Raw genomic sequence first — 16,586 nt, 5'->3', positions numbered from 1 at the left:
TTTTTAAAAACCAAATTTGATTATGGTAAAAGATTTATTTGAAAGAATTCAACAAAATAAAGGCCCACTAGGAAAATGGGCATCTCAAGCCGAAGGATATTACGTTTTTCCTAAACTAGAAGGAGAACTTGGTCCGAGAATGACTTTTCATGGAAAAAAAATATTAAACTGGAGTATAAATGATTATTTAGGTTTAGCCAATCATCCAGAAGTACGCCAAGCCGATGCTGATGCTGCTGCTCAATACGGAGCGGCTTACCCTATGGGAGCTCGTATGATGAGTGGTCATACTACGTTTCATGAACAACTAGAAAACGAATTGGCTGCATTTGTACACAAAGAAGCTGCTTATTTATTAAACTTTGGGTATCAAGGTATGGTGTCTATTATAGATGCATTGGTAAGCAAAAATGATATTATTGTGTATGATGTAGATTCTCATGCGTGTATTATAGATGGTGTACGATTGCACATGGGTAAACGTTTTACCTACAAACATAACGATTTAGAAAGTATCGAAAAAAACCTTCAGCGTGCAACCAAAATGGCAACCGAAACAGGAGGTGGTATACTATTTATTACCGAAGGCGTATTTGGTATGCGTGGACAACAAGGTAAGCTAAAAGAAATTGTAGCTTTAAAAGAAAAATATAATTTCCGTTTGCTAGTAGATGATGCTCATGGTTTTGGAACTCTGGGTAAAACAGGTGCAGGAGCAGGCGAGGAGCAAGGTTGTCAAGATGGTATTGATGTATACTTTTCTACTTTTGCAAAATCTATGGCAAATATTGGTGCTTTTGTTGCTGCCGACAAAGATATTATTGATTATTTAAAATACAATTTGCGTTCGCAAATGTTTGCCAAAGCACTTCCAATGATTCAAACGATTGGTTCTTTAAAAAGATTACAATTGTTAAGAGATTCTTCGGCAATAAAAGATAAGCTTTGGGAAAATGTAAATTCATTGCAAAATGGATTAAAACAAAGAGGATTTAATATTGGTGATACCAACACTTGTATTACACCTGTTTATCTTGAAGGTTCTATTCCAGAGGCTATGGTGATGGTAAACGATTTACGTGAAAATTATGGTATATTTTTATCGATTGTAGTATATCCTGTTATTCCAAAAGGAATCATTTTATTGCGAATGATTCCTACAGCATCTCATACTCAAGATGATATTAATGAAACGTTGGCAGCCTTTGAAGCTATTCGTGAAAAATTAGTAAATGGTACCTATAAAAAAATTGCTCAAGAAACTACAGTAGATGTTTCTTAATAAATTTTAACTAGATTATAAAACAAAGGGTTGCTACATAGCAACCCTTTTGTTTTATAAAAACTTTTTATATGTACATCTCTTTTTAGTAATTCTTGGATTAAAATTTTTCCACAAATTATGAATAGCAATATTATCTTCTAGCTCGGGAGTACGGATACATTTGTCTATACCTTTTTCTGAAAATACACGGTGATACTCCTCAAAAATCGCAGCAGTAACTCCTTTACTCTGATATTCTTCTGTAATGCCTATTAGATAAAAAACAGCCTCTTTAGACTTTTTTCTAGCTTGCAATAAATGAAAAAAGCCAAATGGGAATAGTTTGCCCTTTATTTTTTGAAGTGCTTGTGCAAAGTTGGGCATTACTATGGCAAAAGCGATCATTTTTTGATGTTCATCTTCAATAAAAATTATATACTCTGGGTTTATAAAACTAATGTACTTCTTTTTAAAATATTCTTTTTGTATGTCGTTTATCGCTACAAACGATTGTAGCTTAGCATAAGCATCATTAAATAAATCAAACATTTTATCTACATGAGGCATAATATCTTCCGATTTTTTAAACGTAAGAACTTTGAGTTTGTAACGTTCTTTTATCATTTTTGAAGCTCTTACGTAAGGCTCTATTTTTACATTTTTAAAAGAGAATTCACTTTCAATGTATTTTTTTTCTACAACGAATCCTAATTGTTCAAAATGTTCAACATAGTATTTAGGGCTATACCACGTTATCATGTTTCCAAGTTCTTCAAAACCTTCGGTAAGTATGCCTACTTTGTCTAAATTAGAAAATCCCATAGGGCCTTCTGCATGCTCCAAATTGTGTTTTTTACCTAATTCAAACACTTTGTCTAATAAGGCTTTGGTTACTTCAATATCATCTATAGTTTCAAACCAACCAAAACGTACCTTGCTTTTTTTCAAGATGTTTACCTCGTCCCAATTAATGATGGCAACAACTCGTCCAACAATTTTGTTGTTTCTATATGCTAGATAAAAATAGGCTTCCGAAGATAAAAATGCGGGATTAGTGGCCTTATTAAACGATTCTAATTCTTCGGCAATAATAGGTGGTACCCAGTATGGATTGTTTTTATATAATGAAAATGGAAATTTTACAAATTCTTTAAGTTGTGTTCGCGTTACGGCTTCTACAATTGTTATCATTTTTTTAATTGGATTTATCGTCTACAGCATCGCGACGTTTTTTAGATTTTTTATCGCTTTTTTCTTTTTTGTCACGCACTTTTTTATCCATTTTGGATTCGTTGGTAATCAATTTTACTTCTTTGTAATTTTTGTCACTTCTCCAAGATAATCCAATTCCAAAATAGTTAAATGTAGGTGTAGTTTTTATATTATGTGTAAAAGAAGCATCAATTTGAAAATCTTTTGTAAATAAATATGCAGCTCCCAATGTAAATAAACCATCAGAATAGTAATCTCCCACAACCGCTTTGTTTTCTACAAATCCAGACCATTTATCGTTAAAACCTTTTGTGAGTGTTAGTACATAACCATAATTTTGATAATCTGAAGTGATTTTGTCTAAAAAAATATTCGTAACAAAAACATATCCGCCTGCAAACATATTTTGTGTACATATTATTGCTTTTGGTGTTACTTTATTGAGTTTGGTCGTATTGTTTATATACGAATTATCAAAGTTTAAATTACCAGCTACAAAAACAGAAACAGCAGGTATTAAACTTTTCCATTTGAAAGAATGATTTGCTTTCCAACTATATAAATTAGGTTTGTTATCGGCATATTTAAAAGGATCGTATACTAAATATTTTATTCCAAGAGAACAATTGCGAACACCATGTCGGCTTTCTTGTATATCGCTAGCGTCGGTATAAGTATCTTGCTGGTACTTAATGTTGGTAATAAATTCCATTTCTTCAAACAAAAAGCCATAACGTATAGCAAAATCTCCTACCATTCCTTTGGCTTTGTAGTCTAGTTTACTATGTTTTTCGCTCATGTAACTTAAACCACCTTCTAGTTGTATTACGGTCTTTCCTACGGCAAATGCACCCATAGATTCACCTGGTCTATTCGAATTTATTACATCAGTATATTGAGCCATAATCGTGCAAAAAGGCATCAATAAAAATAGCATGACTACGTTGAAATATTTCATGGCTCATTTTTTTAATTTTTCAAATTTAGATATTCTATTTAATATTATCAATTATTTAGCATATCGATACTTTAAAAAATAGTATATTTTATTACTTTTGAAAAAAAATAATTCATGCAAGAAGCATCTTTACCTAGCGTTGTAAGAACAATATTGTACATTATTGTTTTTTATTATGTTTTTAAGTTTTTGGCGAAGCTATTTTTACCTATAATGGCTAAAAAAGCTTTTGAACAAGCTCAAGAACATATAAAACAACAGCAACAAAACTATCAGCAAAATAATAACTCTCAAAATACTGCCAATACAAAGCCTCGTGAATCTAAAAAAGTAGGTGAATATATTGATTTTGAAGAAGTAGAATAGATTTCTGCCTAAATTTTAATACATCAAAAATGCAAAAAATTAATAAACTATATCCTCATGTAGCCGCTATATTTGGATTTATAATTGTTTCAATACTTTATTTTTATCCAGTTTTACAAGGTAAAAAGATTTACCAATCTGATATTGTACAGTATACAGGTATGGCAAAAGAGCTTACTGATTTTAGAACTCAGAATAAGCAAGAAACCTATTGGGTAAACAATGCATTTGGCGGTATGCCTACTTATCAAATGGGTGCAAAATACCCCAATGATGTTATTGGCGCTATCGATGATATGATTCGGTTTTTACCAAGACCGGCAGATTATTTGTTTTTGTATTTTGTGAGTTTCTACATCATGCTATTGGTATTAAAAATAGATCCACTAAAAGCTTTTTTTGGTGCTTTGGCATTTGGATTTTCTACCTATTTGATTATAATATTGGGAGTTGGGCATAATGCAAAAGCTCATGCTATTGCTTATATGCCTTTGGTTGTAGCAGGTGTTTTATTGGTTTTTAAAAAACAGTATTGGAAAGGAGGCTTGCTTACACTTCTAGCCACAGCTTTAGAGCTAAATGCCAATCACTTTCAAATGACGTATTATTTATTGTTTTTACTGCTTTTTGTGGGTGTATTTTACGCCTATAAATTTATTAAAGCTAAAGAATACAAAGAGTTAGGTAAAGTAGCACTTACTTTTTTTGTAGCACTTATAGTCGCTCTTGGTGTAAATGCCACATCTTTATTGGCGACCAAAGAGTACGCCGAATTTAGTACAAGAAGTAAAAGCGAACTAAAACTAGACGAAATAGGGAAACCCAAAAAAGACAACTCGGCATTGTCTAGAAGTTATATTACAGAATATAGTTATGGTATTGCCGAAAGTTTAAATTTAATAGCTCCAAAATTATTTGGTGGTGGCAATAATGAAAAGTTAGGAAACAATTCTAGTGTGTATAAATATTTAGAAAGTTATGGAGCCTCTCCAGAAGAAGCTACTTTTTATACAGAAGGATATGGTAAAACATATTGGGGCAATCAGCCAATTGTAGCGGCACCAGCCTATATTGGTGCAGTAGTTTTCTTTTTATTTGTACTTGCTATGTATCATGACAAGCGAAAAATAAAATGGGTGTTTTTTTCAGGAGCTGTATTTTCATTACTATTATCTTGGGGAAAAAACTTCGCGATACTTACAGACTTTTTTATAGATTATGTGCCTATGTATGATAAATTTAGAGCCGTATCGTCTATACAAGTTTTGTTAGAATTATGTATGCCAGCTATGGCTGTTATGGGTTTATATTCATTTTTTACTACACATACAGAAAAACAATGGGATAGCTTAAAGAAAGCAGCTTTAACCTGTTTAGGTCTACTTGTCATTTTGTTTTTTGCAAAAGGAATGTTTGACTTTTCTGGACCTATAGACAAGCAATTGCAAATTATGTTTTCGCAAATGGAAGACAAATCGTTTGCTCCCGATTTTCTTAACGCACTACGAGAAGATCGTCGCACTATGTATATTGCAGATTTGTTGCGTTCTGGATTTTTTATTACACTCGCCATTGTATCGCTTTGGTTGTTTATTAAAAATAAAATGGCACAAACCACAACCGTAATTTTCATAGGATTATTAATGGTATTGGATTTATTTTTTATTGATAAAAACTATGTAAGTAGTCAAGATTTTAAATCGGCTAGAGAGGTTGATATGCCTTTTGAAGCTACTACTGCAGACAATCAAATTTTGCAAGATACTACACACTATAGAGTATTTGAAGTAGAAGAGAGTTTGAGCAATCCAAGAGCATCTTATTTTCATAAATCAATAAGTGGTTATAGTGCAGTAAAACCAAAAAGAATGCAAGAACTTTTTGATTATCAAATTAAAAATAATAACCGACAAGTATTAAATATGCTCAATGTAAAATATTTAATACAAACAGATGACAAAGGACAACCTTTTGCCGTGCAAAATCCTCAAGCTAATGGTAATGCTTGGTTTGTTTCAGAACTAAAACATGTAAATTCTGCCGATGAAGAAATGCAATTGTTATCGAAACTAGATACAAAAAACACGGCAATTACTCAAAATGAGGTAAGCGAAAAAGTAGGTTTGCCAAGTAAGTTTTACAAAGATTCTTTGGCTACTATAAAATTGGTAAAATATGCTTCTAATAAATTAAAATACGCTTCAAATAATAGCAAAGATGGTTTTGCTGTTTTTTCGGAGGTTTATTATAAAGACGGATGGAAAGCCACTATTGACGGCAAAAATGTTCCTATACTAAAAGTAAATTATACGTTAAGAGGATTGCAAGTTCCAGCAGGCAAACACACTATAGAGTTTGTTTTTGATCCAGAAGTAGTAAAAACAGGTAGTACAATAGCACTTATAAGTTCTATTATTATGTTTGTATTGCTTTTTGTAGCATTGTATTTGAATTTTAATAAGAAAAAAACGGTACATGCGTAATTCCAAATTACTCATCATTACCTATTACTGGCCTCCAGCTGGTGGGCCGGGTGTACAACGTTGGTTGAAATTTGTAAAATATTTACCAGATTTTAATATACAACCTATTGTATATGTACCCGAAAACCCTACATATCCTATTATAGACACTAATTTAGAAAAAGAGGTTTCAAATAATCTGTTGGTTTTAAAACAACCAATTTTTGAACCATATCAACTTGCAGGTTTTCTATCTAAAAAGAGTACCGAAAAAATAAGTTCAGGAATTATTCCTCCCGAAAAAAAACAAAATATACTACAAAAAGTAATGCTTTGGGTTCGCGGAAATTTTTTTATACCCGATGCAAGAGTATATTGGGTAAAACCTTCTGTAAAATATTTAAAAAAATATATTGAAGAGCACGGCATTGAAACCATTATTACTTCGGGGCCTCCTCATAGTTTACATCTTATAGGTTTGCATTTAAAAAATAGTTTGCCTATACATTGGATAGCCGATTTTAGAGATCCTTGGACAACTATTGGCTACCATAGTGAATTGAAACTTTCTAAATATGCACAGCATAAACACAAAAAGCTAGAAAAACAAGTAATGCAAACCGCAGATACTTTACTAGTAACTAGCCCAACAACCAAAAAAGAGTTTGAAAGTATTACTACAAAGCCAATAGAGGTTATTACGAATGGTTATGATATAGAAAATGTAGAAAAGAAGCCTTTAGACACCAAATTTTCGTTGGCGCACATAGGTTCGTTTTTATCAGCTAGAAATCCAGAAATACTTTGGCAATCATTGTCTGAATTGTGTGTGGAGCATGGAGATTTTGCAACTCATTTGGAACTAAAATTAATTGGAGCTATAAGTGCAGAGGTACTTCAAAGTATAGAGAAGTATAATCTTAGCAGTTATGTTAATAATTTAGGATATGTATCTCACAAAATTGCCGTTGAAGCCCAAAGAAGTAGTCAAGTATTGTTATTGATTGAAATAAATTCTGAAGAAACAAAAAGTATTATACCAGGTAAATTGTTTGAATATATGGTATCTGAAAGACCTATATTGGCTATTGGCCCTAAAGATTCTGACTTTGAAACCATTTTAAAACAAACCAATACAGGAACCTTCTTTTTGTACCATGAAAAAGAAGCGTTAAAAACTCAAATAAAGAAATATTATGCGTCTTATTTGGAGCAAAATTTAAGAGTATCTCCTGTAGGACTTCAATACTATTCTCGTAAAAAACTAACCGAAAAATTGATAGAAGTAATACAAAAGTTAAATCACTAAAATAGTATGGGGATAGTTCAAAATCAATCAATTAAAAATTCTATAATTACATTTATAGGTTTTGGTTTAGGAGCTATTAATGCCTTGTTTTTTTATACCCATTTTTTAGGAAAATTACATTATGGTATTGTTAATACATTATTATCGGGGGCTAATATCTTAATGCCAATAATGGCATTTGGTGCTCATAATACATTAATTCGTTTTTTTACTTCTTACAAAATAGAAGAAAAAAAAGAACGTTTTTTATCGTTTATGCTTGTTTGGCCTTTATTTATGAGCATTCCACTATTTTTTTTGTATTTTTTGTTTTACAATCACATTGTAACTTTTGGGATAGATAAAAACCCAGAAATGCGACCTTTTATTGGTTTATTTCCTGTAATTGGCATTTTTATGGGCTATTCAGAGGTGTTTTTTGCTTGGGCAAAAGTTCATTTACAGTCTGTTATTGGTAATTTAATTAATGAAGTATTAGTACGTTTTTTGGTAATGCTTTTTTTATTAGGAGTTCATTTTGATATTCTTACAAAATTTCAATGTATTTACGCGATTGCTTTCGCCTATTTTTGTCAAATGGTTGTGATGATGTGGTATGCTTTCAAAATTAAGTTTCCAAAGTTACAATTTCAGTTTCCAGAAAATTTTCGTGAAATTGTATCATATTCGTTATTCATTATTGTTTCTGGCGGCGTTGCTGTAATGCTTATAGATTTTGATAAAATGATGATTTACAAGATGATGAAAGTAACGAATAACGCTGTTTATTCTGTTGGAATTTTTATGGCTACTCTAATAAGCGTACCTAGTAGAGCGATGATTCAAATAGTTGCACCTATAACTTCTAGGCTTGTAGCCGAAAAAAAATGGACTGAACTGAATGAATTATATAAAAAAACATCAATAACACTACAAGTTTCGGGCGGACTTATCATGTTGTTACTTTTTGTAAATATTCATGAAATTTATAAGATAATTCCAGATAACTACCAAGGCGGAATTTATGTAGTGTTTCTTATAGGTATTTCTAAGTTTTTTGATTTGATTGTTGGTAACAACAACAATATTATAACCAATACAAATTACTATAGAACTGTTATTTTATTAGGTGTTTTTACTGTAGTTTTAATGTTGTTTCTCAATTGGTTGCTTATACCTCTTTATGGTATAAACGGTTCAGCATTAGCTACTTTACTTACTATTTTTATCTACAATAGCATTAAACTTTATTTTGTTGTAAAAAAGCTTAATTTATTTCCTTTCACACTTAAAAATTTAATTTCTGTACTTGTTATTGTACTTCTTTTTCTTTGTTTTTCTTTCTGGGATTTTAAATTTACAGCATTATTAAACATAATCTTAAAATCTATATTGGTGTCGTTGTTCTATGTTTTTATAAACTATAAGTTACAAATATCAGAAGATTTTAATAGAGTAGTGGCGATGGTTTTGCATAAAATAAAAGCATAAAAAATCCTGCTTTGTATGTACGCCGCAGGATTTTTTTAAACAAACTAAACCAATTTATAATTATGTCACAAATTATTCTTTGTCATTATCTTCTATTTTAGCACGAGTTCCATCGGCTTTATAGTAGTAGTAATCATTGCTGTTTCCATAATAATTGTTATTGTAACTGTTATAGCTAGCATATTGATTAGCACTTTGGTAAGCATAACCTGTATTGTATCCTTTTATACTTCCCAATACATCAATTAAATCGCCTCTTCTGTTGTATATAAGTCTCATATTCCCTATTTTTTCTAAATTATATCTACCATATCTCATAAATACAGATCCAATGCGAGTTACTCTATCTCTTGTATCATAGTTGATAAATACATTTCCTACTCTGCGAATTCTTCCAAAAGCATCTTGCTCTATAGCTACTCCATAGTTTACAGAAGCACGCTCTTGATTACGTTTTCCAGCTGTTTTATAGTAGTAAGTAGTGTTGGTTTGACTGTCTTGCGGACGTGTATTAAAATCAAATTCACCATTTGGAAAAACATAAAATTCTATACCTCTTTCTACAAAAGAGAATGGCTCATTAGCATTATATCTAGTTTCGTGTCTTTCAACAGTAGATTGAGCATTTACTTTGATAGTCATCATGCTCATTAAGCTCAAAGCTGTAAGTAAAGTAATTGTTCTCATAATAATTCAATTTTTTCCGAGTAATCGGTGTTTTGCTTACTCTTTCGATTTTCGGCTTCTTCGATCAAAATAATTTTGATATTAATGATATTTCAAATGTTGTGCCAAAAAAATAAAAATAACACCTATATAAATGTTAAAATATTGTAAATGATTGAAATTTAGTTTTTTAAAAGCTTATTTTTTTTAATTGTATTACAAACATTATAACTAGTTATCAAATAATAGTACTTTTGTTTAAAATAGTTAATTAAATGAAAAGAATAGTTGTATTTGTTTTATTATTGTTTATTACAGAAATTACACAAGCACAAGTATATCAAGCAGTATATGGTGCTATTGTAAATCAGTGTTCACAACAAAATATTACTAATAATTTGACCACTTTTGAAAGTTTAGGGTTAAAACGAAAAGGAACAACGGCGTTACAAAATACACTCGATTGGCTTAAAAATAAATATATAAGTTTTGGATATACTACTTCACAAATAGAAGAGCAATCATATACTTATTCTGGATATACTTGTAAAAATTTAATAGTTACCAAAACAGGCACTTTGTATCCAAACATTTATGTAATTGTTTGCGGGCATTATGATTCTACAGGAGGTACTGGTACAAATGATAATGGTAGCGGAGTGGTTTCTATTTTAGAAGTAGCTCGATTACTTCAAAGTGTACCAACAGAATATTCTATAAAATTTATTAATTTTAGTGGAGAAGAAGACGGACTCTACGGGAGTCAAAATTTTGTGAGCCAAATAGTAAACGGAACCTCTCCAAAAATGAATATTCGTATTGTGTTTAATTTAGATGAAGTAGGGGGAGTTGCAGGTATTACAAACAACCAAATTACTTGCGAAAAAGATACCAACAATACACCTTCAACAAATAATGCACAATCTGCAACATTTACCAATGAACTTATGAACTGTGTATCTTTATACTCGCCTTTAACACCTGTTTTATCCTACGCATATTCTTCAGATTATATGCCATTTCAAGCCAATAACGAAATTATTACAGGTTTTTTTGAAACTAATGAAACCACACACAAGCATACTGCTACAGATTTATTAATCAATATGGATCCTGTTTATAATTTTAATGTAGCCAAAGCCGCTATTGGTGCTACATTGCATTTTGCTAAGGCATCGACTACATTGTCTATAGATTCTAAATCAAAAGAAGATTTATTTACCCTTGAGAACAATCCAGTGAAAGACTTTTTAAAAGTTAATTATTCTGATGCTAGTTTATTTTCAAACGCTACAATTACAATAGTAGATATTATGGGTAATGTAGTTACGCTTCAAAAGCTAAACCAAGCTCTAGTATCTGTTGAAAATTTGCCTGTGGGTTTATATCTTTTGAGTATTTATAACGAAAAAGGGGAGTTATTAGGGTCAAAAAAAATCATTAAAGAATAAAGTTTTACAAAATAGTTTTAAAAAATAAACCCCTGTTTTTTTAAAACAGGGGTTTTTGTATTAAAGAAATATAATATTAAAATTATTCTCCTTTTTCCATTTTGGCTTTCAATTCTGCTAATGCATCGATATCACCTAAAGTTGATTTTTCAACGTTTGAAGAACTTGCAACAGCTTCAGCTTGCTTTACTGCTTTAGCTTCTTCTTCTCTAAAGATAGCAGTGTGAGAAGCAACTACTCTTTTGAATTCTTTATTAAATTCAATTACTTTGAATTCAGCAGCATCTCCTTTTTTAAGTTTTTTACCATCTTCTTTTTCCAAATGACGTGCTGGTACAAAAGCAACAACATCATCTCCAAAGTCTACAGTAGCACCTTTGTCTACTAATTCTGTTATAGAACCGTTATGAACAGTTCCAACAGCATAAGCAGCTTCGTGTTTATCCCAAGGGTTTTCTGTAGTTTGTTTGTGTCCAAGAGAAAGTTTTCTTCCATCTACATCAAGTTCTAATACTACAACTTCCAATTTGTCTCCAATGTTTACAAATTCTGATGGATGTTTGATTTTTTTAGTCCAAGATAAGTCAGAGATATATACTAAACCATCAATTCCTTCTTCAAGTTCTACAAATATACCAAAGTTTGTAAAGTTTCTTACAATTCCAGTATGTGTAGATCCTACAGGATATTTAGAAGTGATGTCTGTCCAAGGATCTTGAGTAAGTTGTTTAATACCTAAAGACATTTTTCTTTCGTCTCTATCAAGTGTTAAAACAACAGCTTCTACTTCGTCTCCAATTTTCATAAAATCTTGAGCACTTCTTAAGTGTGTAGACCAAGACATTTCAGAAACGTGTATTAAGCCTTCAACACCTTCTGCAACTTCAATAAATGCACCGTAATCAGCAAGTACAACTACTTTACCTTTTACTTTGTCACCTACTTTCAAATCAGCAGAAAGGGCATCCCAAGGATGAGCGTTTAATTGTTTTAAACCAAGTTGAATTCTTGTTTTTTCATCATCAAAATCAAGGATTACAACATTTAATTTTTGGTCTAATTCCAATACTTCGCTAGGGTGGTTAATTCTAGACCAAGAAAGATCTGTAATATGGATTAATCCATCAACACCACCTAAATCGATAAACACACCATAAGAAGTAATGTTTTTAACAACACCTTCTAATACTTGTCCTTTTTCTAATTGACCGATGATTTCTTTTTTCTGAACTTCGATGTCAGCTTCGATAAGTGCTTTATGAGAAACAACAACGTTTTTAAATTCGTGGTTAATTTTTACCACTTTAAATTCCATCATTTTGTTTACATAAACATCGTAATCGCGAATTGGTTTTACATCAATTTGAGAACCAGGTAAGAATGCTTCAATGCCAAAAACATCTACAATCATACCACCTTTTGTTCTACATTTAACAAAACCATTAACGATTTCGCCACTTTCGTGAGCAGCAATAACTCTATCCCAAGATTTGATAGTTCTTGCTTTTTTGTGAGATAATACCAATTGACCTGTTCTATCTTCGCGAACGTCGATTAAAACTTCAACTTTATCTCCTACTTTTAAATGTGGGTTATAACGAAATTCGTTTAACGAAATAACACCTTCTGATTTAGCATTGATATCAACGATAGCGTCTCTATCTGTAATTCTTACAACTACACCTTCTACAACTTCTTCATTGTCTGTAGAGATGAAAGTTTTTGCTACTAAATCTTCAAATTCTTGTAAGTTTTTTTCATCAACAGCATCAATTCCTTCTGCATAGTTGTGCCAGTTAAAACCATTTAAAAAATCCTGTTGTTCTTTGTTTAATTCAGCCATGCTGATTGTATTAAATTTGTATTCTGAATTGTCTGGGTTTATTATCGAAAAAAATTCAGAAGTTGTTTTACTTAAATAATTGATACCTAGAGGAAACCCATATTCGCCAAAAGGTGTGCAAAATTACATCTTTAATTTTAAATTGCAATGTTTTTTGCTGATTTTTAAACAGAAAAGCCTTAGAAAAAATCTAAGGCTTCTCAAAATAGTTGGTGAAATATTATTTTTTAATAACTTGTTTGTTATACTTATTACTATTTGTGGTTGCTTCTACAAAGTATATCCCTTCATTTATATTTGATATGTTTAAAGTATTTGTAGCTTGGTAAGTTGTGTAAATAGGTTGTCCTGCAAGGTTGTAAATAGTAATTTTTTCAATATTTTCATTAGCTGGAATTTCCAAATTTAATTCTCCTTTTGTTGGGTTTGGAAACACGAGCATATTTGTATTACTATTTCTATTGGTAGTTGTATTTGTATTACCACAACTAGAAGTTATATAAGATGTAGGAATGTTAAAATACAAGGCTAAATCATCTATTTTTGATGTGTCTGCGCAAATGTAGCTTATGTTTGGGTTTTCTTTAAAATTGTAACCTTGGCTATTTAATAATGAATAATCTACACCATTTTTTAAATACAAAGAACTTAGGTTGTTACTATGTGCTATACAAGTTGTTAAATTTGATAGTGAAGAAACATCAAGAGTTGAAAGTGAATTTGTGTTACAATATAGTTTGTTTAAGTTACTAAACGTATGTAAGTTTAAAGATGTTAAATTATTATGGCTACAATCTAATATGGTTAGGTAGTTTGCATTGGTAACATTTAAAGTAGTTAGTAAATTATAACTACAATCTAAGTGGTTTAGGTTTGTTGCATTAGACAGTTCTAAAGTCGTGATTTGATTGTTGTAGCAATATAATAAACTAAGTTGTGATAAATTGGTAAAATTGATCGAAGTAATTGCATTATTATTACAAGCAATTACCTCTAAATTTGTTAATTGATTTAAAATATTAATATTTGTAAGAGCATTTTCGCTTACATCAACACTTACTAAATTTGGAAAACATTCAACACCTTCAATTGAAGTAAGATTTTGTTGATTCAGATTCAAGTCATATACATTATTTGCTTCTGCTACAGAGATTCTACCATTACTATTACTATCAATTTTTATAGCATTTCCTTGCGCATCGTGTGCAATATCATTTGATGTATCACTACTTAGTAAAACGTTTACCAATGTATTGTTTGTAAATGTATATTCTTGTGCTTTTGCTATAAAGCCAATAGTAATAAATAAAGTCGTGATAATATATTTTCTCATGTTTTGCTGTAATTCTGATACAAACTTAGCAAAACAATAGTATTTGTCTAGTTTTTAGTGTTTTACGAAAATTCAAATAAAATAGATAAAGTACCTATAAATTCGATAAAATGTAATCTTGAAAATTTGATTTTGAATTTTATGCATTTTGTCGAAAAAATAAACACTTGAGCCAATATAAAAAATACCAACTCAAGTGTTAAAATTTTGTTAAAATGTAAATATGTAAGAATTTGCTTTCTACTAATGAGAAATTTCTGCTACTTCTTGCGGGTTGTGTTTATGCTTGAAGAATATTGAGAATAAAATGGCAATTATTAATGCATATACAGCAAAAGCAAACCATATTCCGTGCCAGTCTTTGGTGTTTTCATGAGTATAATACGTATCAATAACGTACCCGCTAACTTTACTTCCTAGATAGGCTCCAAATCCATTGGTCATCATCATAAATAAACCTTGCGCACTTGATCGTATTTTTGATTCTGTTGTGGTTTCAACAAATAAAGAGCCAGATATATTGAAAAAGTCAAAAGCCATACCATAAACTATATTTGAAAATAATACCAATATAAGTCCTAATCCTTCTGAGGCTCCAAAAGAGAAAAATCCAAAACGCAATACCCAAGCTAACATAGAAATAAGCATTACTTTTTTGATGCCATATTTTTTTAGAAAAAACGGAATAGTAACAATAAATAATGTCTCAGAAATTTGAGAAATAGACATAATTAATGTAGAGTTTTTTTCTACAAATGAGCCTTTGCTAGCAATGTTCATTAAATAAGCATCTCCGTACATATTTGTAAGTTGTAGGGCTGCGCCTAAAAACATTGAAAAGATTAAAAAGATAGCAATTTTGTAATTGTTAAACAACTTAAAAGCTGTTAAACCTAATTGCTCTAAAAGAGAAGCATCTTTTGAAATAGATTTTTGCGGTGGGCATTTTGGTAAGCTAAATGAATAGACCCCAAGTATAAATGCAGCGATTGCCGCAATATAAAATTGATTAGCATTTACATTGCTATGACTAAAATTTGTAATCCACATGGCTACTATAAAACCAATAGTTCCCCAAACTCGAATAGGAGGGAATACCTTAACTACATCATAATTATTATTTTTTAAAATGGTATATGCTATAGAGTTGGATAATGAAATTGTAGGCATATAGCAAATCATCGCGCCAAAAATAACATAGTATAAAGTATCTGGGTTGTTTACTTGAGGTACATAAAGGAGTATTAAACCATAAAAAATATGTAGTAATCCGTATAATTTTTCGGCATTCAACCATTTATCAGCAATAATACCTGTAATTGCAGGCATAAATAAAGAAGAAAGACCTAAAGTAGAAAAGATAGCTCCAAATTGAGCGCCTGTCCAGCCTTTTGCATTCATACAATATGTTCCAATAGTAATAAGCCATGCACCCCAAACAAAAAATTGCAGAAAACTCATTAAGGTGAGTTTGTTTTTAATATTCATGATAAGTATTTGTATAAAATTCGAATTGTAAATCTACTACTTTAAAAGTATACTTGCAAAAAATTACAACGATTTCGTTGCTTTTTCAACCAAAGAAAGCACCAAAGAAAATTGTTCTTCTTTGGATAATTTAGAGTTATCTATTTCTATAGCTTCGGGTACTTTTAATAAAGGCGAATCGGCTCGGTGTGTATCTATATAATCGCGTTCTTGAACATTTTTTAATACTTCTTCATAGGTAACAAGTTCTCCTTTTGCGATAAGTTCATCAAAGCGTCTTTTAGCCCTTACTTCTGCACTTGCAGTCATAAATATTTTAAGTTCAGCATTTGGAAAAACAACACTACCAATATCTCTACCATCCATAACAATGCCTTTATCTTTTCCCATAACTTGTTGTTGTTGCACAAGTTTGGCTCTTACTTGAGATATTTCGGCTATTTTACTTACATACGATGAAACTTCTATAGTTCTTATTTCTTTCTCAATGTTATTACCATTCAAATATATTTCTGCAAATTCTAAGGCAGGATTGTAAATAAATTTTAGCGATATTTCGGGTAAGTGGTCTATTAATTTTGCTTTATCAAAGCTTGTAGAAGATATAATTCCGTTTTGTAAAGCAAAGTAAGCTACAGCTCTATACATTGCGCCTGTATCTACATAAATGTATCCTAATTCTTTAGCCAATTGTTTGGCAAGTGTACTTTTTCCTGTAGAAGAAAAACCATCTATGGCTATTGTAATTTTTTTCAAAATAGTTT

The 16,586-nt window shown here is 30.8% G+C and carries 13 protein-coding genes; 6 read left to right on the top strand and 7 right to left on the bottom strand.

Annotation, left to right across the window (positions count from 1 at the left end; translation table 11 throughout):
- The first annotated feature begins 22 nt into the window (after positions 1–22).
- Complete coding sequence (locus Q361_RS02190; protein WP_103725070.1) at positions 23–1,282, top strand: aminotransferase class I/II-fold pyridoxal phosphate-dependent enzyme; 1,260 nt, start codon at positions 23–25, stop codon at positions 1,280–1,282.
- A 54-nt stretch (positions 1,283–1,336) separates the two neighbouring features.
- Here Q361_RS02190 and Q361_RS02185 read toward each other — a convergent pair whose 3' ends face one another.
- The gene (locus Q361_RS02185) at positions 1,337–2,455 is read right to left on the bottom strand and encodes a GTP cyclohydrolase (protein WP_103725069.1); all 1,119 of its coding nucleotides are present in this window, start codon (positions 2,453–2,455) and stop codon (positions 1,337–1,339) included.
- A 4-nt stretch (positions 2,456–2,459) separates the two neighbouring features.
- Entirely contained in the window at positions 2,460–3,434 is a 975-nt protein-coding gene (locus Q361_RS02180) for a transporter (protein WP_245874592.1), read from the bottom strand.
- A 114-nt stretch (positions 3,435–3,548) separates the two neighbouring features.
- On the opposite strand from Q361_RS02180, the gene Q361_RS02175 reads away from it, so the two are divergent.
- Genes Q361_RS02175 through Q361_RS02160 form a run of 4 tightly spaced genes read left to right on the top strand, consistent with a single transcriptional unit; the run spans position 3,549 to position 9,041 of the window.
- Positions 3,549–3,800, top strand: coding sequence for a DUF4834 domain-containing protein (locus Q361_RS02175; RefSeq protein ID WP_103725067.1), 252 nt, complete (start codon positions 3,549–3,551; stop codon positions 3,798–3,800).
- Between the two features lie 29 nt (positions 3,801–3,829).
- Complete coding sequence (locus tag Q361_RS02170; RefSeq protein WP_103725066.1) at positions 3,830–6,283, top strand: YfhO family protein; 2,454 nt, start codon at positions 3,830–3,832, stop codon at positions 6,281–6,283.
- Positions 6,276–7,571 carry a glycosyltransferase gene (locus Q361_RS02165; RefSeq protein WP_103725065.1) on the top strand — a complete coding sequence of 432 codons (1,296 nt, stop codon included), beginning with the start codon at positions 6,276–6,278 and terminating at the stop codon, positions 7,569–7,571. The genes Q361_RS02170 and Q361_RS02165 overlap by 8 nt, the downstream gene beginning before the upstream one ends.
- A 6-nt stretch (positions 7,572–7,577) precedes the next feature.
- Positions 7,578–9,041, top strand: a complete 1,464-nt coding sequence (locus tag Q361_RS02160; RefSeq protein WP_103725064.1) for an oligosaccharide flippase family protein — start codon at positions 7,578–7,580, stop codon at positions 9,039–9,041.
- A gap of 72 nt (positions 9,042–9,113) precedes the next feature.
- Here the strand turns inward: Q361_RS02160 and Q361_RS02155 are convergent, their stop codons facing one another.
- Positions 9,114–9,728: a hypothetical protein gene (locus tag Q361_RS02155; protein WP_103725063.1), complete on the bottom strand. Its 615-nt coding sequence runs from the start codon at positions 9,726–9,728 to the stop codon at positions 9,114–9,116.
- A gap of 254 nt (positions 9,729–9,982) precedes the next feature.
- On the opposite strand from Q361_RS02155, the gene Q361_RS02150 reads away from it, so the two are divergent.
- Positions 9,983–11,158 (top strand): M28 family peptidase, encoded by a 1,176-nt coding sequence (locus tag Q361_RS02150; protein ID WP_103725062.1) that lies wholly within the window; start codon positions 9,983–9,985, stop codon positions 11,156–11,158.
- Between the two features lie 82 nt (positions 11,159–11,240).
- On the opposite strand, the gene rpsA is transcribed toward Q361_RS02150, so the two are convergent.
- The 4 genes from rpsA to cmk form a co-directional block, all read right to left on the bottom strand.
- On the bottom strand, positions 11,241–13,001 hold the full coding sequence (gene rpsA / locus Q361_RS02145; RefSeq protein WP_103725061.1) for a 30S ribosomal protein S1: 1,761 nt from the start codon (positions 12,999–13,001) through the stop codon (positions 11,241–11,243).
- Positions 13,002–13,221: 220 nt separating this feature from the next.
- Complete coding sequence (locus tag Q361_RS02140) at positions 13,222–14,334, bottom strand: T9SS type A sorting domain-containing protein (protein WP_103725060.1); 1,113 nt, start codon at positions 14,332–14,334, stop codon at positions 13,222–13,224.
- Between the two features lie 243 nt (positions 14,335–14,577).
- The gene (locus Q361_RS02135; protein ID WP_103725059.1) at positions 14,578–15,822 is read right to left on the bottom strand and encodes a nucleoside permease; all 1,245 of its coding nucleotides are present in this window, start codon (positions 15,820–15,822) and stop codon (positions 14,578–14,580) included.
- Positions 15,823–15,885: 63 nt separating this feature from the next.
- Entirely contained in the window at positions 15,886–16,578 is a 693-nt protein-coding gene (gene cmk / locus Q361_RS02130) for a (d)CMP kinase (protein WP_103725058.1), read from the bottom strand.
- Positions 16,579–16,586 lie beyond the last annotated feature (8 nt).

Source organism: Flavobacterium croceum DSM 17960, assembly GCF_002917885.1.
Lineage (GTDB): Bacteria > Bacteroidota > Bacteroidia > Flavobacteriales > Flavobacteriaceae > Flavobacterium > Flavobacterium croceum.
The sequence above is the reverse complement of the archived record's forward strand: the minus strand, read 5'-3'. Positions and strand labels throughout refer to the sequence as shown.